The 25,991-nt window shown below is 73.0% G+C and carries 24 protein-coding genes and 1 riboswitch; of the genes, 12 read left to right on the top strand and 12 right to left on the bottom strand.

Annotation, left to right across the window (positions count from 1 at the left end):
• Positions 1 to 72 precede the first annotated feature (72 nt).
• The 10 genes from cobI to ACFVT5_RS23055 form a co-directional block, all read right to left on the bottom strand.
• Positions 73 to 852 carry a precorrin-2 C(20)-methyltransferase gene (gene cobI / locus ACFVT5_RS23100; RefSeq protein ID WP_389891010.1) on the bottom strand — a complete coding sequence of 260 codons (780 nt, stop codon included), beginning with the start codon at positions 850 to 852 and terminating at the stop codon, positions 73 to 75.
• Positions 849 to 2,309: a cobyrinate a,c-diamide synthase gene (locus ACFVT5_RS23095; RefSeq protein ID WP_389891007.1), complete on the bottom strand. Its 1,461-nt coding sequence runs from the start codon at positions 2,307 to 2,309 to the stop codon at positions 849 to 851. Before ACFVT5_RS23095 ends, cobI begins: the two co-directional genes overlap by 4 nt.
• Positions 2,303 to 2,932, bottom strand: a complete 630-nt coding sequence (cobO, locus tag ACFVT5_RS23090) for a cob(I)yrinic acid a,c-diamide adenosyltransferase (RefSeq protein ID WP_389891004.1) — start codon at positions 2,930 to 2,932, stop codon at positions 2,303 to 2,305. Before cobO ends, ACFVT5_RS23095 begins: the two co-directional genes overlap by 7 nt.
• On the bottom strand, positions 2,932 to 5,079 hold the full coding sequence (locus ACFVT5_RS23085) for a putative cobaltochelatase (RefSeq protein WP_389891001.1): 2,148 nt from the start codon (positions 5,077 to 5,079) through the stop codon (positions 2,932 to 2,934). The genes cobO and ACFVT5_RS23085 overlap by 1 nt, the downstream gene beginning before the upstream one ends.
• Positions 5,076 to 8,771: a cobaltochelatase subunit CobN gene (gene cobN, locus ACFVT5_RS23080; protein ID WP_389890998.1), complete on the bottom strand. Its 3,696-nt coding sequence runs from the start codon at positions 8,769 to 8,771 to the stop codon at positions 5,076 to 5,078. The genes ACFVT5_RS23085 and cobN overlap by 4 nt, the downstream gene beginning before the upstream one ends.
• Positions 8,768 to 10,441: a cobyric acid synthase gene (locus ACFVT5_RS23075; RefSeq protein WP_389890995.1), complete on the bottom strand. Its 1,674-nt coding sequence runs from the start codon at positions 10,439 to 10,441 to the stop codon at positions 8,768 to 8,770. The genes cobN and ACFVT5_RS23075 overlap by 4 nt, the downstream gene beginning before the upstream one ends.
• The gene (locus ACFVT5_RS23070; protein ID WP_389890992.1) at positions 10,438 to 11,403 is read right to left on the bottom strand and encodes a cobalamin biosynthesis protein; all 966 of its coding nucleotides are present in this window, start codon (positions 11,401 to 11,403) and stop codon (positions 10,438 to 10,440) included. The genes ACFVT5_RS23075 and ACFVT5_RS23070 overlap by 4 nt, the downstream gene beginning before the upstream one ends.
• A gap of 157 nt (positions 11,404 to 11,560) precedes the next feature.
• A riboswitch (cobalamin riboswitch) is annotated at positions 11,561 to 11,686 on the bottom strand.
• 168 nt (positions 11,687 to 11,854) lie between these two features.
• The gene (locus ACFVT5_RS23065; RefSeq protein ID WP_389890989.1) at positions 11,855 to 12,127 is read right to left on the bottom strand and encodes a hypothetical protein; all 273 of its coding nucleotides are present in this window, start codon (positions 12,125 to 12,127) and stop codon (positions 11,855 to 11,857) included.
• A gap of 13 nt (positions 12,128 to 12,140) precedes the next feature.
• Positions 12,141 to 13,430: an anion permease gene (locus tag ACFVT5_RS23060; RefSeq protein ID WP_389890986.1), complete on the bottom strand. Its 1,290-nt coding sequence runs from the start codon at positions 13,428 to 13,430 to the stop codon at positions 12,141 to 12,143.
• A 223-nt stretch (positions 13,431 to 13,653) separates the two neighbouring features.
• Positions 13,654 to 14,397, bottom strand: coding sequence for a lysozyme (locus ACFVT5_RS23055; RefSeq protein WP_389890983.1), 744 nt, complete (start codon positions 14,395 to 14,397; stop codon positions 13,654 to 13,656).
• A gap of 113 nt (positions 14,398 to 14,510) precedes the next feature.
• Here ACFVT5_RS23055 and ACFVT5_RS23050 point away from each other — a divergent pair, with 113 nt between their 5' ends.
• The 3 genes from ACFVT5_RS23050 (at position 14,511) to ACFVT5_RS23040 (ending at position 17,983) form a co-directional block, all read left to right on the top strand.
• Positions 14,511 to 15,194 (top strand): class II aldolase/adducin family protein, encoded by a 684-nt coding sequence (locus ACFVT5_RS23050; RefSeq protein WP_389890980.1) that lies wholly within the window; start codon positions 14,511 to 14,513, stop codon positions 15,192 to 15,194.
• 79 nt (positions 15,195 to 15,273) lie between these two features.
• Entirely contained in the window at positions 15,274 to 16,434 is a 1,161-nt protein-coding gene (locus ACFVT5_RS23045; RefSeq protein ID WP_389890978.1) for an alpha/beta hydrolase family protein, read from the top strand.
• Between the two features lie 133 nt (positions 16,435 to 16,567).
• Complete coding sequence (locus tag ACFVT5_RS23040) at positions 16,568 to 17,983, top strand: hypothetical protein (protein ID WP_389890975.1); 1,416 nt, start codon at positions 16,568 to 16,570, stop codon at positions 17,981 to 17,983.
• 37 nt (positions 17,984 to 18,020) lie between these two features.
• On the opposite strand, the gene ACFVT5_RS23035 is transcribed toward ACFVT5_RS23040, so the two are convergent.
• A complete protein-coding gene (locus ACFVT5_RS23035) occupies positions 18,021 to 18,434 on the bottom strand; it encodes a VOC family protein (protein ID WP_389890972.1) in 414 nt (137 codons plus the stop codon).
• Positions 18,435 to 18,674: 240 nt separating this feature from the next.
• Between ACFVT5_RS23035 and ACFVT5_RS23030 the strand changes: the two genes are divergently transcribed.
• From ACFVT5_RS23030 to ACFVT5_RS23015, 4 genes are all read left to right on the top strand, one after another.
• Positions 18,675 to 19,445 (top strand): hypothetical protein, encoded by a 771-nt coding sequence (locus tag ACFVT5_RS23030; RefSeq protein WP_389890970.1) that lies wholly within the window; start codon positions 18,675 to 18,677, stop codon positions 19,443 to 19,445.
• A gap of 116 nt (positions 19,446 to 19,561) precedes the next feature.
• Positions 19,562 to 21,160 carry an ABC-F family ATP-binding cassette domain-containing protein gene (locus ACFVT5_RS23025; protein WP_389890967.1) on the top strand — a complete coding sequence of 533 codons (1,599 nt, stop codon included), beginning with the start codon at positions 19,562 to 19,564 and terminating at the stop codon, positions 21,158 to 21,160.
• A 335-nt stretch (positions 21,161 to 21,495) separates the two neighbouring features.
• A complete protein-coding gene (locus tag ACFVT5_RS23020; protein WP_389890964.1) occupies positions 21,496 to 21,717 on the top strand; it encodes a helix-turn-helix domain-containing protein in 222 nt (73 codons plus the stop codon).
• Between the two features lie 133 nt (positions 21,718 to 21,850).
• The gene (locus ACFVT5_RS23015) at positions 21,851 to 22,666 is read left to right on the top strand and encodes an enoyl-CoA hydratase/isomerase family protein (RefSeq protein ID WP_389890961.1); all 816 of its coding nucleotides are present in this window, start codon (positions 21,851 to 21,853) and stop codon (positions 22,664 to 22,666) included.
• A gap of 18 nt (positions 22,667 to 22,684) precedes the next feature.
• On the opposite strand, the gene ACFVT5_RS23010 is transcribed toward ACFVT5_RS23015, so the two are convergent.
• On the bottom strand, positions 22,685 to 23,479 hold the full coding sequence (locus tag ACFVT5_RS23010; RefSeq protein ID WP_389890958.1) for a nucleopolyhedrovirus P10 family protein: 795 nt from the start codon (positions 23,477 to 23,479) through the stop codon (positions 22,685 to 22,687).
• A 93-nt stretch (positions 23,480 to 23,572) separates the two neighbouring features.
• On the opposite strand from ACFVT5_RS23010, the gene ACFVT5_RS23005 reads away from it, so the two are divergent.
• The 5 genes from ACFVT5_RS23005 (at position 23,573) to amaP (ending at position 25,961) form a co-directional block, all read left to right on the top strand.
• Positions 23,573 to 24,064, top strand: a complete 492-nt coding sequence (locus tag ACFVT5_RS23005; protein ID WP_389890956.1) for an Asp23/Gls24 family envelope stress response protein — start codon at positions 23,573 to 23,575, stop codon at positions 24,062 to 24,064.
• Positions 24,065 to 24,128: 64 nt separating this feature from the next.
• Positions 24,129 to 24,314 carry a hypothetical protein gene (locus ACFVT5_RS23000; RefSeq protein WP_389890953.1) on the top strand — a complete coding sequence of 62 codons (186 nt, stop codon included), beginning with the start codon at positions 24,129 to 24,131 and terminating at the stop codon, positions 24,312 to 24,314.
• Positions 24,311 to 24,667, top strand: a complete 357-nt coding sequence (locus ACFVT5_RS22995; protein ID WP_389890950.1) for an Asp23/Gls24 family envelope stress response protein — start codon at positions 24,311 to 24,313, stop codon at positions 24,665 to 24,667. The genes ACFVT5_RS23000 and ACFVT5_RS22995 overlap by 4 nt, the downstream gene beginning before the upstream one ends.
• On the top strand, positions 24,664 to 25,377 hold the full coding sequence (locus ACFVT5_RS22990; RefSeq protein WP_389890948.1) for a DUF6286 domain-containing protein: 714 nt from the start codon (positions 24,664 to 24,666) through the stop codon (positions 25,375 to 25,377). Before ACFVT5_RS22995 ends, ACFVT5_RS22990 begins: the two co-directional genes overlap by 4 nt.
• A complete protein-coding gene (gene amaP / locus ACFVT5_RS22985) occupies positions 25,374 to 25,961 on the top strand; it encodes an alkaline shock response membrane anchor protein AmaP (RefSeq protein WP_389890945.1) in 588 nt (195 codons plus the stop codon). The genes ACFVT5_RS22990 and amaP overlap by 4 nt, the downstream gene beginning before the upstream one ends.
• Positions 25,962 to 25,991: the final 30 nt, after the last annotated feature.

Raw genomic sequence — 25,991 nt, 5'->3', positions numbered from 1 at the left:
GGGGCGCTACGCGCGCGGGCCTTCCGTCGCGGCGGGTGCGGGTATGGATGCGGGTGCGGGTGCGGGTGCGGGTCACAGCTTCCCCCCGCGTCCGCCGTCGCGCGGGGCCGGTGCGATCAGCGTCGACAGATACGGCAGCGGCCCGCCCTCCGCCAGTTCGGCGGCGGGGCGTATCGACTCGCCGGGCAGCCCAAGGGCGGACCCCCACACCGCGTCGGCGGTCCGCCCGGTCTCCCGCAGCGCGGCGGCCACCTCACCCGCGAGCCGACCGAACTTGTACGCCACCACCGTGCCCGGACCCGCCAGCGCGTCCTTCAGCATTCCCGCGCCCGCCGTCACCGGCACCAGCGTCAGCGGCTCGGTGCCCTCCGTCAGCACGGCACCGCTGCGCGCGGCGAGGTCCTGCATGGCCGTGATCCCGGGAATCGTCTCGACCACGGTGCCGGGCACCGACGCGCTCACGGTCTGCGCGAGATACGTGAACGTCGAGTACACATTCGGGTCCCCGATCGTCGCGAACGCCACCACCGGGTGCGCCCGCAGCAACTCGGCCACGCGCCGGCCCGCCGCGTCCCACGCCGCCTCGCGACGGGCCCGGTCGGACCGCTCGTTCAGCGCGAACACCACTCGGACCACACGCTCCACCGGTACGTAGTGCAGCACGGTTGCCTCGGCGCGGCCCGGCTCACCGCCGTCCGTACCGTCCGCCGACGCCATCACGGGCACCACGACGACATCGGCGTCCCCCAGCGCGTGCACGCCCTTGACGGTCACCAACTCCGGGTCGCCGGGCCCCATACCGACCCCGATCAGCCGACTGCCGCCGCCGCTCCCGCTGTTGCCCTCGCTCATGACCCGGCGCACCTCTCCACGAACCGGCGGGCGACACCGGGCTCGGCGGCCCAGTGCGTGTGCAGATAACTCGCGTGCACACCCCGCTGTACGAAACCCTCGACGCGCCGCTCCGGCGCGCGTACCCCCCACGCGGGCGCCGCGCCGGCACCCGGCTCGATCACCGTGCGGTGGAACTCGTGCCCCCGCATCCGCGTCCCGGCCGGCGCGAGCACACTGTCGGACACGGCGACCGCGTCCCGGTACCCGAGCGTCAGCCGCTCCGACATCCGCGCGTCCGCGTCCAGCACCCCGCACATGGGGCTGCCGTCCAGGGACCGCGCCAGATACAGCAGCCCGGCGCACTCGGCGGCCACGGGGGCGCCCGAACGGGCCAGCTCCCCGATGACCTTCCGCAGCGGTTCGTTGGCGGCCAACTCGCCCGCGTACACCTCGGGGAACCCACCCCCGATCACCAACCCCCGAGTCCCCTCGGGAAGCCCTTCGTCCCGCAACGGATCAAAGACGACAACCTCGGCCCCGGCGCCGGTCAGCAGCTCGGTGTGCTCGGCGTAGAGAAACGAGAAGGCGGCCCCCCCGGCAACGGCGACGACGGGTGCAGATTCAGCCCCTCCGGCGTTTGAGGAGCCGGCGGAGCCAAAGTCAGCCCCTCGGGCGCCTGACGAGCCGGCGGAGCCAAGATCAGCCTCTCCGGCGTTTGAGGAGCGGGGGTCGGGGGGCGGAGCCCCCAGGGGGTGCCACAGGTCGACGTCCAGCGCGGGCGCAGAGCGGGCAAGGGCCAGCAAAGAATCCAAGTCGCACCCTTGACTCACCAGCGCCCCCATCCCTGTAACAGAGGCAACGGCTGAGGCACGCCGTTCGGCGACCGGGACGAGTCCGAGGTGACGGGACGGCGCGACGACCTCCGGGGCACGTCGGACGACCCCGAGCACCGGCACCCCGGACTCGTCCAATGCCGCCCGCAACAGGTCCTCATGCCGCTCGGACCCCACCTTGTTCAGGATCACCCCGCCGATCCGTACCTCCGGATCCCACGAGGCGAAGCCGTGCACCAGGGCGGCCACCGACCGGGCCTGCGAGGACGCGTCCACGACGAGCACCACCGGCGCCCGCAGCAGCTTCGCGACCTGCGCGGTGGACGCCAGTTCGCCCTGCCCGGACGCCCCGTCGAACAGCCCCATCACGCCCTCGATCACGGCGAGTTGGGACCCTTGCGCACCGTGCGCGAACAGCGGACCGACCAGGTCGGGACCGCACAGATACGCGTCCAGATTGCGACCGGGGCGGCCCGTCGCGAGGGCGTGGTAGCCGGGGTCGATGTAGTCGGGCCCCACCTTGTGCGGCGACACCCGCAGCCCGCGCTCCGTGAACGCCGCCATCAGGCCCGTGGCGACCGTGGTCTTGCCGCTGCCCGACGAGGGCGCGGCCACCACGATCCGGGGAACCGAGATCACCATTCGATGCCCCTCTGGCCCTTCTGACCCGCGTCCATCGGGTGTTTGACCTTCGACATGTCGGTGACGAGGTCCGCGTACTCCACCAGTTCGGCGGGGGCGTTGCGCCCGGTGATCACCACATGCTGGTTCCCGGGCCGGGCCCGCAGCACCTCCACGACCTCGGCGACCTCGACCCAGCCCCAGTGCAGCGGGTACGCGAACTCGTCGAGCACATAGAGCTTGTACGTCTCGGCCGCGAGGTCCCGCTTGACCTGAGCCCAGCCCTCGCGCGCCTTGTCCGCGTTCTCCTCGTTGGACGGGGTCGCGCCTTTGTCGCCGTCGGCGGGCCCGCGTCGGATCCACGACCAGCCCTCGCCCATCTTGTGCCAGGCCACCGTGCCGCCCTGGCCGCTGGCGCCGAGCACCCGCAGCGCGTTCTCCTCGCCGACCTTCCACTTCGCCGACTTGACGAACTGGAACACTCCGATCGGCCAGCCCTGGTTCCACGCGCGCAGGGCCAGACCGAACGCCGCCGTCGACTTGCCCTTGCCGATCCCGGTGTGGACGACGACCAGGGGCCGGTTGCGGCGCTGGCGGGTGGTGAGACCGTCGTCCGGCACGACGGAAGGCTGTCCCTGCGGCATTACGCGACCCTCTTTCCGGCACCCGACGGGTTCCGTGCGCCTTTGACGTCCCGTACGCCCCGTACGTCGTTGACCAGCCCGGCGAGCGCGTCCGCGCGCAACTCGTCCAGCGTGACCGCCGTCCCGCCCAGATCGGCCGCGAGCCGGCCCGCGAGACCCAGCCGCACCGGACCCGCCTCGCAGTCCACGACCACGGACGCCGTGCCCTGGGCGGCGAGCAGCCGGGCCGCGCGCGTGGCGCTCGGCACCGGTTCGACGCCGCCCGTCGCCCGCCCGTCGGTGACCACGACGAGCAGGGGGCGCCGCGCGGGATCGCGCAGCCGCTCCACGCGCAGCACGTCGTGCGCGCGCAGCAGCCCGGCGGCCAGTGGGGTACGCCCGCCCGTGGGGAGCGACTCCAGGCGGGCCGCCGCCGTGTCCACCGACGACGTCGGCGGCAGCGCCACCTCCGCCGACGCGCGCCGGAACGTCACCAGGCCCACCTTGTCCCGCCGTTGATAGGCGTCCAGCAGCAGCGACAGGACGGCGCCCTTGACGGCGCTCATCCGCTGCCGCGCCGCCATCGATCCCGAGGCGTCGACCACGAACAGCACGAGATTGCCCTCACGGCCCTCCCGGGTGGCCTGCCGCAGATCGTCCCTGCGTACGACGAGACCCGGCCCCGACCTACCGCGCGCCCGCTGGTGCGGCGCCGCCGCGTACACGGTCGCCGCCAGATGCAGCTTGGTCAGCGTGCCCCGGGGCCGGTGCGCGCCCGTGGTGCGGCCGTGTTCGGTACGCGCGCGGGAGCGGCGCCCGGCCGCGCCCTCGCCGAGTCCCGGCACGGTCAGGGCCTTCGCACGGAAGGGTTCGGCGGCCCGTACGGCGGCCTGCTCGCCGCCGCCGTCCGTGCCCGGCTGCCCGTCCTTGGCACCGCCCTCCGCGCGCGCGGGCTGTTCTCCGGCCGTCGGCGGCTGCTCGTCGGAGCCCTGCGGATCCGCGTCCGTGTTCGCGTCCGTGTCCGAGGTCGGAGGCGGTGCGTCCGGCCCACCGTCCTGGGGCGGCTGCCCACCGCCTCCACCCGGCCCGTCCGGATCCGGATCGTCGGGATCGAGGTCGGGGTCGGGGTCGGGGTCGGGGTCCTCGGGGTCGGGGTCCGCCCCGAACTCCTCCAAGGTGTCGTCGAGTTTGTCCTCGTCCAGACCCGGCGCGTCGAACGGGTTGCGGCGCCGTCGGTGCGGCAACGCGAGTAGCGCCGCCTGCCGGACATCCTCGGCCAAGACGTCCGTACGCCCCGCCCACGCCGCCAGCGCCGTCGCCGTACGCGCCATGACGATGTCCGCGCGCATCCCGTCGACCTCGAAGGCCGCGCAGGTCGCCGCGATCTGCCGCAGCGCCCCGTCACCGAGCCGCACCGTCGGCAGCAGGGCCCGCGCGGCGACGATCCGCGCGCGCAGCGCGGACTCCTCGTCCGCCCAGCGCCCGGCGAAACCCTCCGGGTCGTCGTCGTAGCCGAGGCGTCGCCGCACCACCTCGACCCGCAGATCGGGCTCGCGGGACGCCGCGACCTCGACGGTGAGCCCGAACCGGTCGAGCAACTGCGGTCGCAGTTCGCCCTCTTCGGGGTTCATGGTGCCGACCAGCAGGAACCGCGCGGCGTGCCGCACGGACACACCCTCCCGCTCGACATACGACGCGCCCATGGCCGCCGCGTCCAGCAACAGGTCCACCAGGTGGTCGTGCAGGAGGTTGACCTCGTCCACGTACAGGATGCCCCGGTGCGCGTCGGCCAGCAGTCCCGGCTCGAACGCCTTGACGCCCTCCGCGAGCGCCCGCTCGATGTCCAGCGCGCCGACGAGCCGGTCCTCCGACGCGCCGACCGGCAGTTCGACCATGCGCGCGGGCCGCGACACCCCCGTACCGGCCTCGTGCGGGCCGTCCGGGCATGCCGGGTCGGGTGCGCCCGGCGCGCAGGAGAACCGGCAGCCGGCGACCACGTCCACCGTGGGCAGCAGCGCCGAAAGCGCGCGTACGGCGGTGCTCTTGGCGGTGCCCTTCTCGCCGCGCACGAGCACACCGCCGACGGCCGGCGACACCGCGTTCAGCAGCAGCGCGAGCCGTAGATCGTCCTGCCCGACAAGCGCCGTGAACGGATAGGGGGTACTCACTCGTCGCCCTCCAGATCGCCTTCCAGCTCCAGATACGTCGCCCGCAGCCGCTCCAGCGTCCGCGCGTCCGGCTCCGCCCACAGGCCCCGCTCGGCGGCCTCCAGGAGGCGTTCCGTGATGCCGCGCAGCGCCCATGGGTTGGACTTCCTCATGAAGTCCCGGTTCTCCGCGTCGAACACGTACTCCGCCGACAACTTCTCGTACATCCAGTCGTCGACCACGCCCGCCGTCGCGTCGTACCCGAAGAGGTAGTCCACGGTGGCCGCCATCTCGAAGGCGCCTTTGTAGCCGTGCCGGCGCATCGCCGCCATCCAGCGCGGGTTGACCACCCGCGCGCGGAACACCCGGTGCGTCTCCTCGCCGAGCGTGCGCGTCTTCACCTGGTCGGGCACGGCAGAGTCCCCGACGTACGCCTCGGGGCTCGTCCCGGTCAGATGCCGCACCATGGCGACCATGCCGCCGTGGTACTGGAAGTAGTCGTCCGCGTCGACCAGGTCGTGCTCACGCGTGTCGATGTTCTTCGCGGCCACCGCGATCCTGCGGAACGCCGTCTCCATGTCCCCGCGCGCGGCCCGCCCGTCGAGCCCTCGCCCGTACGCGTAGCCGCCCCACACCGCGTACACCTCGGCCAGGTCCTCGTCCGAGCGCCAGTTGCGGGCGTCGATCAGGGGGAGCAGGCCCGCCCCGTACGCGCCCGGCTTGGAGCCGAAGATGCGGGACGTGGCGCGGCGCCGGTCGCCGTGCGTGGCGGTGTCCTCGTCGGCGTGCGCCTTCACATGGTTGCGATCGGCGGGTTCGTCCAGCTCGGCCACCGCGCGTACCGCGTCGTCGATGAGGCCGACCACATGCGGGAACGCGTCCCGGAAGAAGCCCGAGATACGGACCGTCACGTCGATACGGGGCCGGTCCAGTTCGGCGAGGGGCACGATCTCGAAGCCGGTGACCCGGCGTGAGGCGTCGTCCCAGACGGGACGGCAGCCGAGCAGCGCCAGGATCTCCGCGATGTCGTCGCCCTGGGTACGCATCGCCGAGGTGCCCCAGACGGTCAGGCCGACCGACTTCGGATAGTCGCCCGTGTCGCTGAGATAGCGGGCCACCAGCGAGTCCGCGAGGGCCTGGCCGACGTCCCAGGACAGCCGGGACGGGATCGCCTTGGGGTCGACCGAGTAGAAGTTGCGGCCGGTCGGCAGCACGTTCACCAGCCCGCGCGTGGGGGAGCCCGAGGGACCCGCCGGCACATAACCCCCGTTCAGCGCGCGCAGGATGTGCCCGATCTCGTCGGTGGTCCTGGCCAGCCGGGGCACCACCTCACGGCACGCGAACTCCAGCACCGCCACCGCGTCCGCGACCTCCGTGCGCACCGCCTCACGCACCAGCGCGGGCACCGCCGACACCTCCCAGCCGCGCTCCTCCATGCCCTCCGCGAGCCGCCGGCACACCTGCTCCAGGAGGTCGATCGCGTCGGCACCGGTCCGGGACGGGCCCGGCACCAGGTCCGTCAGCTCCACCGGCACCTTCACGGGCGCTCCCGGCTCGCCGAGCAGGTCCTTCTCGACCAGCCCGAAGTGCTCGGCGAGCGACGCCCGCAGTCCCGGCAGCGCGTTGGCCCGGCCGCCCCACACCTGGGCGGCCCGCAGTACCGCCAGGACCAGGTTCACGCGCGGCTCACCGACCGGGCCGCCGCCGAGGATGTGCAGCCCGTCGCGGATCTGGACGTCCTTGATCTCGCACAGATAGCCGTCGATGTGCATCACGAACCCGTCGAAGTCGCCGTCGTCGGGCTGCTCGTCCACATGCAGGTCGTGATGGAGTTCGGCGGCCTTGACGAGGGTCCAGATCTGCGCGCGCACCGCCGGTGCCTTCGCCGGGTCGAGATCGCTCACCAGGGCGTACTCGTCGAGCAGTTGCTCCAGCTTCGCCAGATCGCCGTAGGTGTCCGCGCGGGCCATCGGCGGCACCAGATGGTCGACCACCGTGGCGTGCCCCCGGCGCTTGGCCTGGGTGCCCTCGCCCGGGTCGTTGACGATGAACGGGTAGATCAGCGGCAGTTCGCCGAGCACCGCGTCCGGCGCGCACCCCCGCGACAGGCCGAGGCCCTTGCCGGGCAGCCACTCCATGGTGCCGTGCTTGCCCATGTGCACGACCGCGTCCGCGCCGAAGCCGCCGTCCCGCTGGGCGTTCTCCAGCCAGCGGTACGCGGCCATGTAGTGATGCGACGGGGGCATGTCGGGGTCGTGGTAGATCGCGATCGGGTTCTCGCCGAAGCCGCGCGGCGGCTGGATCATCACCACCACGTTTCCGAAGCGCAGTGACGCGAGGACGATGTCGTCGCCGTCGACGTACAGCCCGCCCGGTGGCTCGCCCCAAGCCTCCACCATGCCGTCCCGTAGCTGAGGGTCGAGCGTGTCGAACCACGCGCGGTAGTCCGCGAGCGGCACGCGCGCGGGGGCCGCCGCCAACTGGTCCTCGGTCAGCCACTCCACATCGTGGCCGCCCGCCGCGATGAGCCGGTGGATCAACTCGTCGCCCTGGTCCGGATATCCCTCCACGCCGTACCCGGCGGCGCGCAGCGCGTCGAGGACACGGACGGCGGAGGCCGGCGTGTCGAGCCCCACGGCGTTGCCCACGCGTGAGTGCTTCGTCGGGTATGCCGTGAAGACGACCGCGATCCGCTTCTCGGCCTGCGGCTTGTGCCGAAGTCGCGCGTGGCGCACGGCGATTCCGGCGACCCGCCGGGCCCGCTCCGGATCGGCCCGGTACACCGGTACGTCGTCGGGGCCCTGTTCCTTGAACGAGAACGGCACCGTGATCAGCCGTCCGTCGAACTCCGGGATGGCCACCTGCATCGCCGCGTCCATCGGGGACAGCGCCGCGTCCGACGCCTGCCACGCGGCGCGCGACGAGGTCAGACACAGGCCCTGGAGCACGGGCAGGTCCAGGTCGGCGAGCGCGCCGATGTCCCACGCCTCCTCGTCGCCGCCCGCCGACGCGTCCGACGCGTGCGTGCCGCCCGCCGCGAGCACCGTCGCGATCAGCGCGTCGGCCCGCCCGAGCAGGTCGTACAGCGCGGGGTCCGCGCCGCGCAGCGAACCGCAGTACACCGGCAGGGCGTTGGCCCCGCGCTCCTCGATCGCCTCGCACAGGGTGTCCACGAACTCGGTGTTCCCGGACAGTTCGTGCGCCCGGTAGAACAGCACGCCCACCGTCGGGCGGCCCTCCACACGCGCGCGCGGCCCGCGTACGCCGTACGCGGGCATCACGCGCGGCTCCGCGCTGTGCCGTACGGAACCCTCGCCCGCCCCGCCACCGGGTCCGGCGCGCAGCACGTCCTGGAGCAGGAACCGGGACAGCTCCACGAGATTGCCGGGGCCGCCCTCCACGAGATACCGCAACGCCTCGGCGACCGCGCCCGCGTGCACCGTCGACTCGGCCATCAACTCCGCGTCCGGTACCGCCTCGCCGCCGAGCAGCACCGTCGGGATTCCGGACGCCCTGAGCGCCGCGAGCCCGTCCTCCCAGGCCCGCTTGCCGCCGAGCAGCCGGACCACGGCGATGTCGGCGCCCGCCACGAGCGCGGGCAGTTCGGCGGCCACGTCGACCCGGGTCGGGTTGCCGATCCGGTACGGCGCGCCGGAGGCACGGGCCGCCAGCAGGTCGGTGTCGGCGGTGGACAACAACAGCACGGTGCTCATGGCGCTCCCGGTGGAATGAAAGGCAGTCCCGACGGAGCGCCCGACTCGATGAGCCGCAGCAGCGCTTCCGTATCCGCGTGTTCCTCGATCAGATCGCCGAGCAGGTCCAACTGCTCCTCGCGCAGCGCCCCGAACGACGTGTCGGGCGACGGCACGAAGCGGCGGCCCGCGGTGGCCGCGATCTCGCGCAGGAAGGCGCGCCGGAAGCCGTCGGACTCCAGCGACCCGTGCCAGTGGGTGCCCCACACGGCGCCCGAGCGGCAGCCGTCCAGGGGGCGTCCCCGGTCGTCGGTCAGGAAGACGTCGCCGCCCCGCACGTCGGCCACGCCGTGATGGATCTCGTATCCCTCCACGCGCTCGCCCAGGGCCCGTCCGGACGGGCGGGTGAGGGTCTTCTCGCGGGCGAACCGGACCCGCACCGGCAGTAGCCCCAGGCCGTCCACGGCGCCCGCGCGTGACTCGACCTCGTCCTCGATGTGCTCGCCCAGGAGCTGGAATCCGCCGCAGATCCCCAGCACCGGACGCCCCTCGGCGGCCCTTCTCCCCAGCGCCCCCGCAAGCCCCCGTTCTCTCATCCACTCCAACGCCCGTACCGTGCCCCGGGTTCCAGGAACGATCACGAGATCCGCGTCGGCGAGTTCCTCCGGCCGGTCCACGAAACGCACCACGACGCCCGGCTCGGCGGCCAGCGCGTCGACATCGGTGAAGTTGGACATCAGGGGCACCGCGCACACGGCGATCCGCAGCACGTCGTCGCCGAGCGGGGGCGCGACCACGGACTCACGGACCGTGCCGCGCAGGGAGACCCGCAGTCCGTCCTCCTCGTCGATGCCCAGGCCGTGCCGGTAGGGGAGCACGCCGTACGTGGCACGCCCGGTGAGGCCCCGGAGCATCTCCAGGCCCGGTTCGAGGAGCGACACGTCACCGCGGAACTTGTTGACCAGGTACCCGGCCAGCAACTCCTGGTCCTCCGGCGCCAGCAGGGCCGTCGTACCGAAGAAGGACGCGAAGACGCCGCCTCGGTCGATGTCGCCGACCACCAGGACCGGCAGCCGGGCGGCCCGTGCGACGCCCATGTTCACGATGTCCGTGCGCCGCAGGTTGATCTCGGCGGGACTGCCCGCCCCTTCGCAGATCACGGCGTCATGGCTGCGCCGCAACTGCTCCAGGCAGTCCACGACGGTGTCGAGCAGGGCCTCTCGCCGACCACCGCGCAGCCCTTCCGTGCGGGGGAGCCCTTCTGCGCGGGGAAGTCCTTCCGTACCGGGTTGCCCATCCGCACCGGGCGGCCCCGCGAGATCCCCGGGCCCTCCCGGCCGGCCGAAGAAGCCGCGCGCGCTCAACTCGCCCACCGGCTTGCCGAGCAGCACGACCTGGCTGCTGCGGTCGCTGCCCGGTTTGAGCAGCACCGGGTTCATCAGCGCGGTCGGTTCGACCCGCGCTGCCTGTGCCTGCATCGCCTGGGCCCGGCCGATCTCGGCGCCCTCGCGCGTGACGAACGAATTCAGGGACATGTTCTGCCCCTTGAACGGCGCGACCTTGACCCCTTGCCGCGCCAGCCACCGGCAGATCCCGGCGGTCACGACACTCTTCCCGGCGTCGGAGGTGGTCCCGGCGACCAGCAGCCCCCCACCCCTGCGCGCGCCGCCGGCGCCTGTGCTCCCGCTCATGACCGTCCCCCCGCGCGCGTGCGTCTCGCCGCACGTGCCCACACCAGCCGTCCGGCCACGGCCACGCCGAGCGCGAGCCCGCCGACCCGCCGCGACAGCCGTACCGCCCGATCGATGTCCGACACCTCGACGGCGCGTCCCCCGCCGTTGAGCACGGGCCGGTGCTCGACCCGGCCCCCGTAGGAGAGGGTTCCCCCCAGCCGTACGCCCAGGGCGCCCGCGAACGACGCCTCCACGGGGCCGGCGTTGGGGCTCGGGTGCCGTCCCGCGTCGGCACGCCACGCGCGCGTGGCGCCGCCCGGGTCACCTCCGGCGAGCACCGCGAGCGCGGCCGTCAGGCGGGCACCCGGAGCGCCCACGACGTCGTCCAGTCGCGCCGACGCCCACCCGAACCGCCAGTGGCGGGGCGACTTGTGACCCACCATCGCGTCCAGCGTGTTGACGGCACGGAATCCGACCAGACCGGGCACGCCACCGACGGCGCCCCACACCAGCGCGCCCACGACGGCGTCGGAGGTGTTCTCGGCGACGGACTCCACGACGGCCCGCGCGATCCCGGGACCGTCCAGTGCCCGCGGGTCGCGCCCGCACAGATGGGGCAGCCGCTCCCGGGCTGCCTCGATGTCCCCGGCGGCCAGTGCCCCGCCGATCGCCCGTGCCTCCCGGCCCAGGGTCGTCCCGCCGAGCACCGACCAGGTGGCGGCGGCGGTCAGCGCGACCGACGCGGCCGGAGACGTCCGTACCGCACGGGACGCCAGCGCGGCGGCGCCCACCGCGCCACCGGCGCACACCGCCGTGTACAGGGCGCCCCACGCGCGATGGTCACGCCACAGGAACTGTTCGACGGCGCCGGCGGCCCGGCCGAACACGGCGACCGGATGACCTCGGCGGGGATCGCCGAGGATCAGATCGCCGAGCAGACCGGCGGTGGCGCCGTAAGCGAAGACTCGCTCGGCACGCATGGGTTCAGCCCGCCGAGACGCCTCGGGAGACGGGTACGGGGGGTGCGACCGGCATCAAGGGGTCGAGGGGGCCGAAGGGCAGGGGAGACGGGCAGCCCGGCATCGCGCTATGTCCTCACTCAGGGTCCGCGCCCTGGTTCGACGGACACGACGGCGAGAGTCTCCTGGCTCCCGGATCCGCGGCTCCCCCGGTCTTCCAGCCCTCGCGGGCCGTGACGTTCGGTGGGGGAGCGCTCCCCGGTAACAGTGGCGGGACCGCACCGGATTCGCACCGGTTTCCTCTCCTGCCGCCGTGATGGCCCCGGCAGTCCACCACGCCCCGCGAACACCCGTCAACTCACAGTTGACCTGCGAAGGGAGAGTGTGCGAAGCCCCACACGCGCGAGTGGGGTGCGGGACATCACACATGTCCCGCACCCCACATGGAGTAAGTCCTGCGTTGTTGTCGCTGTCAGGCGACGATCAGATAGATGCCGTATCCGACGGCCGCCGCGCACAGCGCGAAGCACGCGTACGCTGCGGCGACCGCCGTCGCGCCACCGCCGCGCGCGGGCGTCCCCTGAGGCGTGGTGGCGTCGGCCGCCGCGGCCTCACCGCCCGCCGCCGGGGCCGGACCGCGCTGCGAGAGTCCGACGATGCCGAGCGTGAACAGGCCCACCAGGGCCACCGTCACCACGAGGCTGACGCCGAACACGGAGCCGAGAGCTGCCCAGTCGATCTTCATGGCTGATGGTTCCTCACACCGTGGCGGCCCGCGGCGCGGGCTCAGCGGAAGGGCCGTTCCCGGCCGGGATGGTCGTCTTGAGTTCCTCGTCCGACGGTCCGTCGGCGCTCGCTTCGGCGGCCGGCTCCGGGGCGGCGTGGTCGCCCACCCGGGGCGGCGTCACGGTGGCGACGGTCGGGGTGACCAGGCCCGCGGGCTCACCGTCGACATCGTTGACGTTGTCGTGGGTGACCGGCTGGCGGCGGGACAGCGTCCAGATCACGGCCGAGCCGATGATCAGGAGCGCGCCGGTGACGACGACGCCCCAGGTGCCCTGCTTGGTGAGCAACTCGGCGCCCGCGCCGACCAGTCCGGCGGCCGGCAGGGTCAGGCCCCAGGCGACGAACATCCGGGTGGCGGTGGACCAGCGGACCACACCGCCCTTGCGGCCGAGTCCCGCGCCCATCACGGCGCCGGAGCAGGACTGGGTGGTGGAGAGCGAGAAGCCCAGGTGCGAGGAGGCCAGGATGACCGTCGCGGCGCTGGTCTGGGCGGCGAAACCCTGCGGCGGCGCGAGATCGGTGAGGCCCTTGCCCATGGTGCGGATGATGCGCCAGCCGCCGAGGTAGGTGCCGAGCGCGATGGCGACACCGGCGGAGGTGATGACCCAGACCGGCGGGTTGGAGCCCGGCACGAGGACACCGCCGGTGACCAGGGCGAGCGTGATGATGCCCATGGTCTTCTGCGCGTCGTTGGTGCCGTGCGCCAGCGAGACGAGGCCCGCCGACGCGATCTGTCCGGCGCGGTAGCCCTTGGCCGTCGCCCGCTCGTCGGCGCGGCGGCCGATGCGGTACGTCAGCCGGGTGGCGAGCATCGCCGCGAGACCGGCCACCAGGGGCGCGGCGATGGCGGGCAGCAGTACCTTGGTGACGACCGTCGAACCGTTCACGGACGACCAGCCGGCCGACATGACGGCCGCGCCGATCAGACCGCCGAACAGGGCGTGCGAGGAGCTGGACGGCAGCCCCACGAGCCAGGTCAGCAGATTCCAGAGGATGGCGCCGACGAGCGCCGCGAAGATCACTTCGGTCCGCATGCCCTCTTCGCTGATGATCCCGCCGGAGATCGTCTTGGCGACCTCCACGGAGAGGAAGGCACCGACGAGATTCAGCACGGCGGACATGGCCACCGCCGTCTTGGGCTTCAGAGCGCCGGTCGAGATGGTCGTCGCCATCGCGTTGGCTGTGTCGTGGAAACCGTTCGTGAAATCGAACACGAGAGCGGTGACGATCACGATCCCGAGGAGAAGCGTGATGTTTTCCATTTACCCAGGCTTCTGTTGGACGTCAGTGGCGGTTGGAACGTAGGCAACCTGAGTGAACGGAAGATGAACTCAATAGGGCGCTGTGGTGTCTCCGTCCGGTGTGACGGTATTCCGTGTACGCCCGCCCGTCGACCCGCGTACGCCCCGGCTTCCGGAACCCGACGCCCCGTGCCGCCCGAATGCCGGGTTCCGTGCCCTCCGCGCCCCGCCGGGACGGTCCGCGCTACCCCTGCGCGAACTTCCTCAACTGCGCCATCGACCCGTTGAAGAGATTCTGGTCACCCGGCAGGCTGCCCCTCCCGTTGTCGTACTGCCAGAAGGTCCAGTAGCCCCAGCCGGCGGGCAGGGTGCCGGGCGACGAGCTGTAGCGCGCCACCCAGAGCGCGTGGTCCGAGGCGAAGGCACGACTGGCACCGGTGCACTCGTTCCACCAGTTCGTCGTCGTGTAGATGACGGGCCGTCGGCCGGTGAGGCGGTCGACCTCGTCGCTGAAGGACCGGATCCACGCGACCATCCGGGACGCGCTGAGGCCGTAGCAATTCTTCGAGTTGTACGGGTTGTGCTCGATGTCGAGCGCCGGTGGCAGCGTCCAGCCGTCCGCGCGCCAGTCGCCGCCGTTGCGCACGAAGTACGCGGCCTGTGCCGAGCCGGACGACCGGTCGGGGAGCGCGAAGTGGTACGCCCCGCGCACCAGACCCGCGTCCCGCGCGCCGTCGTACTGCTGCCCGAAGTACGGGTTGCGATAACTCGTGGCCTCGGTCGCCTTGACGTAGACGAATCGCGCGCCCTTGTCGTGGGCCGCCGGCCAGTTCACGTTCTTCTGATGCGACGAGACGTCGTGCCCCTTGGGTTTGTCCGCCGCCGAGACCGGTACGCCCGCGAGGGCCGTGCCCCCGAAGGTGAGCGTCGCCAGGGACACCGCGAGCGCGCGGAGCCGGCGAAGGGTCGAAGTGCGGTCACACGCCATGAATCCCCCGGAGGTAGTGGAGAACGTGCATGCCTGCCCGAAGGGGACGTCACGGACGCGCGTGTCCCCGCAGATACGCCCGTTCGGCCCCCTGGCCCGGTACTTTTCCCGGCATGGCGCGTACGGCGGACGAAGCGGCGGACGAAGCGGTGAGCGATGCGGTGGCGCGGGCCTGGGGCGACCTCGTCGCGACGGCCCGCAGAACGGTGACCGAGGGCCTGGTCGTCGGCACCTCGGGCAATGTGTCGGTACGGGTCGGCGACACCGTCCTCGTGACGCCCAGCGGGGTGCCCTACGACCGGCTCACCCCCGGCGACGTGCTCGGCGTCGGACTCGACGGCGAACGGGTGCTCGGCGATCTCGTCCCGACCAGCGAACTGCCGATGCACCTCGCGATCTACCGCACGACCTCCGCGCGGGCCGTCGTCCACACCCACGCCGTGCACGCCACCGCCGTCTCGACCCTGGTCCCCGAACTGCCGCTGATCCACTACATGGCCGCGGCGCTCGGCGGCCCGGTCCGCGTCGCGCCGTACGCGCTGTACGGCTCGGACGACCTGGCCGCGCACCTGCTCACCGCCCTGGCCGACCGCACCGGCTGCCTCCTCCAGAACCACGGCACCCTCACCTACGGTGACTCACTCAGCCAGGCGTACGACCGCACGGCGCAACTGGAGTGGATGTGCGAGGTCTGGCTGAAGGCCGCGGCGGTTCCCCACCACACCCCGTCCCTCTTGACGGAAGTCGAGGTGGCGGAGGTGCGGGAGAAGCTGAGGGGCTACGGGCAGAAGGGCTAGTGCTCGGTCGGGCCGCACGCCGGTGTTCTCCTCCGCCACCGGAGTGGCATAGGGACCGAACCAGTCGGAAACTGGACAGGTGGGTCCAGCCAAAGCAACCGCAGCCACCGCGGCCCTCACGGCAGTGGGGGCGGCAGCCCTCGGCGGCGCCGCCATCGCCGTGGGCCGCTACGCCAGCGACGCGGCACTCAAGGCACCCCCCGGCCGCCCCCTCCCCACCGAGCCCCGCCTCACGGTGCACGCCACCCGTCCGGGCCGGGTCACCCTCACCCGCTCCCTCGCCTCCCTGCGTCCCGGCCGCTACGGCCTCTCGGGCGACGGCGTGCACGCCGTCGTGGGCCCGGTGGTCGCCGACGCGGCGGACACCGCGGACACTGTCGTACGCCGGCTCGAACGCGTCACACACGGCACCCTCGAACCCGGCGCGAAGGCATGGCTCACGCCGCAGGTGTACATCGGCGACCCGGGCAGCGCGCTCGGCCTCGACCACGCCGACGTCGACGTACCGGGCGAACTCGGCGGGCTGCCCGCCTGGTTCGTGCCCGGCTCCCGCGACACCTGGGTGATCACCGTGCACGGGCTCGGCACCACCCGCGAGCACCCGATGGTGCTGATGGACTTCCTGCACGGCCAGCGCTTCCCCGTACTCGACGTGGCCTACCGCGGCGACCTCGGCGCCCCGCCGCTGCCCGACGGCCTCGGGCACCTCGGCGCGACCGAGTGGCGTGACGTGGACGCCGCCATCCGGTACGCCGTGCGCTACGGCGCCGAGCGCGTCGTCCTGCACGGCTGGTCCATCGGCGCCGCGATGGCCCTGCGCGCCGCCGCGTACTCCCCGCTGAAGGACCGGGTCACCGGTCTGGTCCTGGACTCGCCGGTGCTCGACTGGGAGACCACGCTGCGCGCCCTCGCGTCCGCCCGGCGCACGCCCGGTCCCTTGCTCCCGCTCGCGGTCCGTGCCGCCGAGGGCCGCACGGGCCTGGTCGCCGGGCACGGGCGGCAGAACGGCGGACCGCTCCTGGACGGCGTCGCGCCCGAGGCCGTCACGGTGCCGACCCTGCTCGTGCACGGCCCCGGCGACACGGTCGCCCCCTGGCGGCTGTCCCGCCGCTTCGCCGCCCGCCGACCCGACCTGATCACCCTGCACGCCGTGCCGAACGCCCCGCACGGCGCCATGTGGAACGCCGACCCGGACACCTACGAGGAGGTCCTGCGCCGCTTCCTCACGCCCCTGATGTAGCGCCACGGGCCCCGGACCCGATCCTCCGTTTCCCCTCGGTGGAACCCGCCTCGATCCACGGCGGAGGGCATGGCGGTCTACCCGCGTGGCGTTCCGTTTGGGTTTTCGGACCGTCAACCGGAAGACTGCTCCCGTGACGTCCCGTATCCCGCGCGACTCCAGGCTCCGACTCGTCCGCCCGCGACCCCTTGCCGCCGCTCCCCGCGCGGTCGGCCAGCGGCGCTCCCGGCGCCCCGCCCCGCGTCCCCCCGAGGGCACCCCCGCCCCCGCCGAACTGGCCCGCACGGCCCGCGCCGGGCTCGCGGGCCCCGTCCGGGTCGCGCGTTGGGCCGACACCGAACTGCGCCCCGACCGCGACCGCCGCGGTAGGCCCCCCGGCACCGGCACCACCCCGGACGGCGGCGGCACGCTGTCCGACATCACCGCCGAACGCGCCGCCACCGACCTCGGTCTGACGGTCAGTCAGGTACGCGCCGACTGGGACACCGCCCGCCTCGCCGGTCTGGTCGAGGTGCACGGCGACTACGCGCGGCCCGGCTGGCGGCTGCGCGCCTGGGACCGCGACGACTCGGCCGTGCTGCGCGGCTGGGTCGCCCTCTTCGACGCCTGGTCGCTGGCCCACCCGGAACCGGCCGGACCGCAGCCCGCGGCCGTCGCCGAGGTCGTCGAGGCCATGCCGCAGCTTCTGTCCTTCCTTCAGCTGTCGGCGGGCCCCGTGCCCGTACCGCAACTGCTCGACCTGCTGGAACAGCGCGTCAAGGAACTGCGCACCGAGCGCTGCGAGATCCCCTACGGTCCGCAGCCCGAGCCCACCGCCCCGGACGACGCGGCGCTGCCCGAACTCCTCGACTGGGCCCTGCACGCACTGGCCGCCGTCGGCGCGCTGACCTGCGCCGAAGGACAGGCCACCCTCACCCCGCTGGGCAGTTGGGCGGTCTGGGTCAAGCTGGAGCAGATCTGCGTCGCCGCGCAGAGCCCGGTGGGGAACATCGAGCAGTCCGCCGACGGCATGCTGCGCGGCTGCGCCGGGCTGCGGCCCAACGCCGCCCGCGCCGAGTACCGCGCCTGGCTCGCCGCCCGCACCGTCGGCAGCGCCGTCACCGAGCTGCTCGACGCCGCGCGCGGCGAGGACGCCCTGCTGCGCGGCCTCGCCTTCGAGGCGCTGCGTGTCGTCGGCGCCCCCGCCGAGGCCGAGGTCCGGCAGATCATGGACGAGCCGTCGCTGCGGCCCTACGCGCTGCTGTGGCTCGCCGAGATGGAGGGCGTCGACCCCGAGGACATCCACGCCGTACTGACCCGGGACGAGGCGACCTGGCTCTGGGTGGACACCGCGGCGGCCGTATCGGACCACGGGGACGCCGAACTCCTCGTACGCCACCTGGAGTCCGCGGTGCAGCCGACCGTCCCCGCCCTCCTCGTCGAGGTGCGCCGCGTGGGGCATCCCCGCACCGTCCAGGTGCTGGTCGCGCTCGCCGCCGCCCATCCCGACCCGGCGCTCGCCAAGGCGGTGCGCAGGGCCGCCTTCCAGGTGCACACCGGAGGCGCCTGATCCGGACGGAAGCCCCCGCGCGCGGATCCGGTGCGGCTCAGCCGTGCAGGTCCGGTGCGTAGGTGCCGAAGCTCCACACATTGCCCTCGGCGTCCCGCGCCATGTAGTCCCGCGAGCCGTAGTCCTGGTCCGTCGGGGGCATCAGGATCTCCGCGCCGTGCGCCACGGCCCGCCGGTGGTGGACGTCCACGTCGTCCACCACGACATAGATCCCGGCGGGGCCCGCGCCCTTCATCGCGCCGTCGAAGAGTCCGCCCCGCCCCTTCGAGCCGAGCATCACCGCGCCCGCGCCATGGGCCAGTTCGGCGTGCGTCACCTGGCCGCCCTCGCCCTCGTACACACTCACCTCCGTGAAGCCGAACGCCTCCGTGAGCAGTTTGATCGCGGCCTTCGCGTCGGCGTACAGCAGCGTCGGGTAGATGGTCGGGCGTCCGCCGTTCTTGTCGGCCATGGGAATCACTCCTCCTGCGGTTATCAGTTCGTGACCTGCCGAGCAGTCTGGCACCCGGCACTGACAACGACCCGGCGAAGCCGCCGCCGAACGGGGGACGTGCCGCGACGGGCCCGCCGTGTCGTGTCGGGTCCGGGGGCCGCGCGCGAGTGAATGCGGTGCCGGGTCGACCGAGGGGACTGAGTGGCGGCTGTGTCTTTCGCAGTGTTCGCAGCGTTCGGAGTGTTCCAAGCCTCCGACGTGACGGAACGCGGAACGCCCGCTCCGCACACCGGCACCCGCCCCGGGGCCGTGCCCGCACCCCGCCAGGAACCCCCGCGCACGCCGGCGCGTCACGTCCGCCGCGCGCGCCGCCTGCTGACCGGCCTCCTGGCACTCGTCGCCGTCCCCCTGCTCGCCGTCGCCCACGAGGCACGCCCCGCGCCCTTCGGTGACCGTCTCGCGCTCCACGCGCACGTGGCCGCCGACCGGGCGGTGCCCCTGCCGCACGGCTGGACCTACGCGCGCGAGGGCCGCAGGCCGCTCGCCGTGGTGCCCGCGCGCGGGCACACCTTCGCGCTGTGGGACGACGGCCTCGTCACGGCGACCACCCCGCCCGACTCCACGCGGCGACCCCCGCACGTCCGCTGGCACCGCGCCCTGCCCGACACCGCCCCCTGGCTCGCCCACCCGGCCGCCCGCTCCGGCGCCGGTGTCCTGCGCGTGCTCGGCCCCGGCGCCCGCATGCTCGCCGTCGTCACCCCGCGCCGGGTCACCGCGTACCGCATCGCCGACGGGGATCTGCGCTGGGTGCTGCCCGCGCGCGAGGGATGCGCCTTCGCACCGTCACGCGCCACGCGCGTGGGCGACGCCCTGCTGATCGCCCAGCCGTGCGCCGGACCGGCGACCGACTGGACCGCCCAGCTCGTCGCCGTCGACGACGTCGGCCGGATCGCACCGGACCGCAACCCCCTGGGCAACGACATCCCCGGGACCCGTCACCGGTCCCAGAAGCACCCCGACGGGGCCTGAAAAAGTGGTTGCGTAACCCAGTTAGACTGGCTCCATGGCCCTTCTCCTCACGCACTAGACGGCGTGATCGCCCTCAGCCCGCCCTTTCGCCGTCCATCCTGCCCAGGAGTCTGTCCGTGATCACCGCTTCCGGTATCGAGCTGCGCGCCGGCGCCCGCGTCCTCATCGAGTCCGCCACCTTCCGTATCGCCAAGGGCGACCGCATCGGTCTGGTCGGGCGCAACGGCGCGGGCAAGACCACCCTCACCAAGGTCCTCGCCGGTGAGGGCGTCCCCGCCGCCGGTACGGTCGCCCGCTCCGGCGAGGTCGGCTATCTGCCCCAGGACCCGCGCACCGGCGACCTCGACATGCTCGCCCGCGACCGCGTCCTGTCCGCCCGCGGCCTCGACACCCTGCTCCGCAAGATGCGCGACAACGAACAGCGCATCGCGGTCGGCAAGGGCGCGACCCGCGAGAAGGCGATGAAGCAGTACGAGCGCCAGGAGACCGAGTTCCTCACCAAGGGCGGATACGCCGCCGAGGCCGAGGCCGCCACCATCGCCGCGGCGCTCGGCCTGCCCGACCGGGTACTCGGCCAGCCGCTGCACACGCTCTCCGGCGGTCAGCGGCGCCGTATCGAACTGGCCCGCATCCTCTTCTCGGACGCCGACACCCTGCTGCTCGACGAGCCGACGAACCACCTCGACGCCGACTCGATCGTCTGGCTGCGCGACTACCTCAAGACCTACCGCGGCGGCTTCATCGTGATCTCCCACGACGTCGACCTGGTCGAGACCGTCGTCAACAAGGTGTTCTACCTGGACGCCAACCGCTCCACCATCGACGTCTACAACATGGGCTGGAAGCTCTACCAGCAGCAGCGCGAGGCCGACGAGAAGCGCCGCAAGCGCGAGCGGCAGAACGCCGAGAAGAAGGCCGCCGCGCTCAACGCGCAGGCCGACAAGATGCGCGCCAAGGCCACCAAGACCGTCGCCGCGCAGAACATGGCCCGCCGCGCCGACCGCCTGCTGTCCGGACTTGAGGCCGTCCGCCAGTCCGACAAGGTCGCCAAGCTCCGCTTCCCCGATCCGGCGCCCTGCGGCAAGACCCCGCTCACCGCCGAGAGCCTCTCCAAGTCGTACGGCTCGCTGGAGATCTTCACCGATGTCGACCTGGCGATCGACAAGGGCTCACGCGTCGTCATCCTCGGGCTGAACGGCGCGGGCAAGACCACCCTGCTGCGGTTGCTCGCCGGCGTCGAGAAGCCCGACACCGGCGACGTCCTGGAGGGCCACGGCCTCAAGCTCGGCTACTACGCGCAGGAGCACGAGACCCTGGACCCCGACCGTACGGTCCTGGAGAACATGCGCTCGGCGGCGCCCGACCTCGACCTGGTCCAGGTGCGCAAGACGCTCGGCTCGTTCCTGTTCTCCGGCGACGACGTCGACAAGCCCGCCGGGGTCCTCTCCGGCGGTGAGAAGACCCGGCTCGCCCTCGCCACCCTCGTCGTCTCCTCGGCCAACGTCCTGCTGCTCGACGAGCCCACCAACAACCTCGACCCGGCAAGCCGCGAGGAGATCCTCGGCGCGCTGCGCACCTACAAGGGCGCCGTCGTCCTCGTCACGCACGACGAGGGCGCCGTCGAGGCGCTCCAGCCGGAGCGGATCATCCTGCTGCCCGACGGCGTCGAGGACCTGTGGGGCGCCGACTACGCGGACCTCGTCGCCCTCGCTTGATCGAATGAGTGATCCACTGCGTATGGATCATTCGGCCGAGTGGTGATCCACCATCTGTGTGAGATCTCCTCGTACAGCGGTGTGTCCTACACGGATTACCTGGCCAGGGCCCGTTTCCACCGCGCCGGGCCGATGTCCCCGCGCTGACCTGCCGATTCGCTCGTGAACACATGAGAAACCGCGCGTACCACTGACCGGAATGTGGCAATCCGTTCGTGGGGATCCCTTCCGTCGACGCCAGCGATGTCGTACGGACCTTGCCGAATGGGTGGCCAGGAAGCGCGGGAGGGGTGATCATGAGAAGTCCAGAGCGCACTTCCCATGAGGAGGCACGGGTGGCCGAGACTCTGAAGAAGGGCAGCCGGGTAACCGGCGCCGCGCGCGACAAGCTCGCGGCAGACCTGAAGAAGAAGTACGACTCCGGTGCGAGCATCCGGGCACTGGCCGAGGAGACCGGCCGCTCGTATGGCTTCGTGCACCGGATGCTCAGTGAGTCCGGGGTCACGCTGCGGGGACGCGGCGGGGCGACCCGAGGGAAGAAGGCCGTCACCGGCTGACCGCCGGGCGGCTCACCGGCTTCGGTGGTGCCACCCGGTCGGTCCGCCGGCCGACCGGGTGGTTACTGTGCAGTCACTTAGGGGTGTCCGGGAACGGCACACCCCGACCGGCCGCACACATCGGAGGCTTCCCATGGCTTCGCTCGACCCGGTACGCGACAAGAACCCCGACCCGGTCATCGACCAGGACGGGGTACGGCTCACCGTCGACGAGCAGATCGCCACGGTGACGCTGAACCATCCGGCCAAGCGCAATGCCCAGAGCCCCGCCCTGTGGCGGGCCCTGGTCGAGGCCGGACGCGCCGTCCCCGGAGACGTCCGTGTGGTCGTGCTGCGCGGCGAGGGCAAATCCTTCTCCGCGGGGCTCGACCGGCAGGCGTTCACCCCGGAGGGCTTCGACGGCGAGCCGTCGTTCCTCGACCTCGCCCGTGGTACGGACGAGGAACTGGACGCGGCCGTCGCCGAGTACCAGGAGGCGTTCACCTGGTGGCGGCGCCGTGACCTCGTGTCCATCGCCGCCGTACAGGGGCACGCCATCGGCGCGGGCTTCCAGCTCGCGCTCGCCTGCGATCTGCGGATCGCCGCCGACGACGCCCAGTTCGCCATGCGCGAGACCAGTTTGGGCCTGGTGCCCGACCTCACCGGTACGCACCCCCTGGTGGGGCTCGTCGGCTACGGACGGGCGCTGGAGATCTGCGCGACCGGCCGCTTCGTCCAGGCCGCCGAGGCCGAGCGGATCGGCCTCGCCAACCTTGTCGTGCCCGGCGACCAGCTCGACGCCGCGGCACAGGACCTGGCCGCCGCACTCCTCGCGGCGCCCCGCGACGCCCTCATCGAGACAAAGGCGCTGCTCCAGGGCGCGGCCGACCGTACCTACGACGCCCAGCGCGCCGCCGAACGCGCGGCCCAGGCCCGCCGGCTGCGGGACCTGGCGGGCCTCGGCGACTGAACCCCGGCCGGCCCCGGCTCAACCCGTTTCCGTCACCAGGACCGCCACCGAGGGGTGGTCGGGAAGCGCCGCCGCGACGGCCGCCCGTACCGCAACGGCCACCTCCGGGGGACGGTGGCCGCGTACGGTCGCCAGTTCGACGCGGACATGACGGCGCGGCAGTTCCGCCCCGGACGGGGCGGCCCGGTCCTCGATGCGGACGGCGTGGCCGAACCCGCCGAGCAGGCCGGTCAGCCGGGCCACACCGGGCACGGCCCGCGCGGCGGACGCGACCCGCGCCTCGTCACCACGTTCTCCTTGGACTTCCGACTCCTCCGCGACCGCCGACTCCTCCTGGCCTTCCGGGACTTCCGGCTCCGCTGAGGCTTGCGGTTCCTCCGAGGCTTCCGGTTCCTCCGAGGCTTCCGGTTCCTCCGCCCCCTCAAGGACCCCCGTCACCCGAAGATCCACCTCCGTCACCGCCAGCCCCAGCGTCCCGGTCGCCGTCGTCGTCAGTGCCGTGCGCACCCGGGCGGTGACGGTGGGCAGCGGGGTGTCCAGCGCCGCGGTGAGGTCCGCCGTGATCCGCAGCGGCCCCGGCGGCAGCGCACTCGGCGGTGGCGGTACGGCCGCCCGTGCCGCGGCCTCCGGTTCGGCGAGCGCGATCCGCAGCCCGCCAAGACGTACCCCCGCGAGCCCCGCCACCGCGTCCCGTAGCGCGAGAACCGCCGCGGACTCGGTGATCCACGCGCCGTCCCGCCGCCCGCCGAGGGGCAGCAGACGCCCCAGAGAGAGCTGCCCCCGTACCGTCCACGTCAACCGGTCAGCCGTCATTCCTCCAGCCTGCCGTATCCCCGGCGCACGACACGGCAACCGCGCTTACTGTGGGCGCAGGACCAGATCCAGGGCGGAGAGGACCGAACGGCGATGACCGACTCGACACATCGGAAAGGGCCGGAGAGCCCCACGCAGTCCTCGGACGAGCGCGAGCCGCCGCGCCGGGCCGGCACCATCAAGCGTGGCGGCGGGGACCCGGCGGTGCGGGGCAGGACCACCATCGCCGACGGCGTGGTCGAGAAGATCGCCGGGCTCGCCGCCCGTGACGTGGTCGGCGTGCATGCCATGGGCAGTGGCCTCTCCCGTACCTTCGGCGCGGTGCGCGACCGGGTGCCCGGCGGCACCAAGTCCGTGGCACGCGGTGTCAAGGCCGAGGTCGGTGAGGTGCAGACGGCGCTCGACCTCGAAATCGTCGTGGACTACGGCGTCTCGATCGGGGATGTGGCCCGCGCCGTGCGGGAGAACGTCATCGCGTCCGTCGAGCGCATGACCGGGCTCGAAGTCGTGGAGGTCAATATCGCCGTCAGTGATGTGAAGCTGCCGGACGAAGAGGAAGAAGAGCCGGAGACCCGGCTTCAGTAGGGCCCGGCGCGGGCACCCGAACAGAGGTGAACGAACCGGTGAGGACTCGCAGAGGGAGCGCACGATGAGCATGGCCGTGATCGGCATGATCGCCGGAATGGCACTGGCCTTCGCCGGATACTTCGGCGGGTTCGGTGCCTTCCTGTTGGTGGCGGCGCTCGGCGCCGTCGGCTTCGTCGCGGGCCGCTTCCTGGAGGGCGACCTGGAGCCCGGTGAGTTCTTCCGCGGTCGTGGCGACCGGCGGCGGTGACCGCGGTGCCCGGTCAGGCCGTCGAACCCGGCGAGCGGGGCGCGACCCGGATCGCCGACCGCGTCGTCGCCAAGATCGCCGCGCGGGCCGCGCGTGAGGCGCTGCCCGCCGTGCCCGAGGACGGTATGCCCCCGTACGCCACGGTGACCGTGCACCGCGACACCGCACGCGTCCGCGTCAGCCTCGAACTCGACTACCCCACCGACATCGGTGCCCGGTGCGGCGCGGTGCGTCGCCAAGTCGCCGAGCGGGTAGAGGCGTTGGCGGGGATGGAGGTGCCCGAGGTCACCGTCCACGTGGAGCGGCTGCACTCGCCGCAGTCCCGCGAAGCGGCACAGGGGAGGACACGATGAGCGACGCCGGTGAGCCAGAGAAGCCCGCCCCCAAGCCCGCCCCCGAGTCTGTCCCCAAGTCCGCCGCCGAACCCGGCGGCACCCGGCGCGTCCCCGTCCTGGACAAGTCCGACGGCGACCTGGACCAGTCCGCGTCGGCCGCCGCGTACGAACCCTTCCTCACCTCCGCCGTGCCCGGCCGCTTCTGGTCGGGGCGCCGTGTGCCGGCCGCGCTCGTCGCGCTCGTTGTCCTCGGCGGCAGCGGGCTGTTCCTCTACGACATCGCCGCCGTCCGCGCGGGACAACCGGCGATGCACTGGCGCAAGGCACTCGCCCGCGAACTCGCCCATCGGCCCGTCGACAACGTATGGGTCATGGTCGGCGCCGGGGCCGTCGCCGTGCTCGGGCTCTGGCTGATCGTCCTCGCCGTCACGCCCGGTCTGCGCGCCGTCCTGCCGATGCGGCCCACCCACGACGTCCGCGCGGGACTGCACCGGGCCGCCGCCGCGATGGTGCTGCGCGACCGTGCGATGGAGGTGTCCGGCGTGCAGTCCGTCCGGGTCCGGACGAGGCGCCACAAGGTCGACGTCCGCGCCCAGTCGCACTTCCGCCCGCTCGACGAGGTATGCGCCGACCTGGACGCCGTACTCGCCGACACCATCCGCTCCCTGGGCCTGGGCCGGCCGCCCGCGCTCTCGGTGCGGGTGCGGCGGCCCAGCAGGAAGGGATGAGATCCGTGCTGCGAACCGTCAACCGTGTCCTGGTCGGGCTGCTCGGAGTGGGGCTGCTGCTGCTCGGCGGCTCGGTCCTCGCCGTCGGACTCGGCGCGACCCTCCCGTCCTGGTGGATCCACGGCGACAGGACCGACGTCCTGCTCACCACCGCGCGGCGCACCCGGTGGCGCGACGAGGGCTGGTGGTGGCCCGCCGTCATCGCCGCGCTCGCCGTGCTGCTGCTGCTCGCCCTGTGGTGGCTCTCCGCGAACCTGCGGCGCCGCCGCCTCGCCGAGGTCCTCGTGGACACCGGCGACGGAGAGGGCGCCCTGCTGCGCGGACGGGCCATGGAGTCCGTCCTCGTCGACGAGACCGAGGCCCTGGACGGCGTGGAGCGGGCCCAGGTGACCCTCACCGGCCGGCGCAGCGCACCGCGGGCACGGATGCGGCTGCTCCTGGAGCCGCACGGGGTGCCGGGCGAGGCCCTGCGCCAGGTATCCGACGAGGCACTCGCCCACGCGCGGGACTCGGCGGGCCTGGTCCGGCTGCCCGCCACCGTACAACTCCGCGCCGTCAGACACCGCGCGGAACGGGTCACCTGACCCGCACGCCCCCGGGACCCGCCGGAACCC

The sequence above is a fragment of the Streptomyces sp. NPDC058001 genome (assembly GCF_042886315.1).
Taxonomy (GTDB): Bacteria; Actinomycetota; Actinomycetes; order Streptomycetales; family Streptomycetaceae; genus Streptomyces.
The sequence above is the reverse complement of the archived record's forward strand: the minus strand, read 5'-3'. Positions and strand labels throughout refer to the sequence as shown.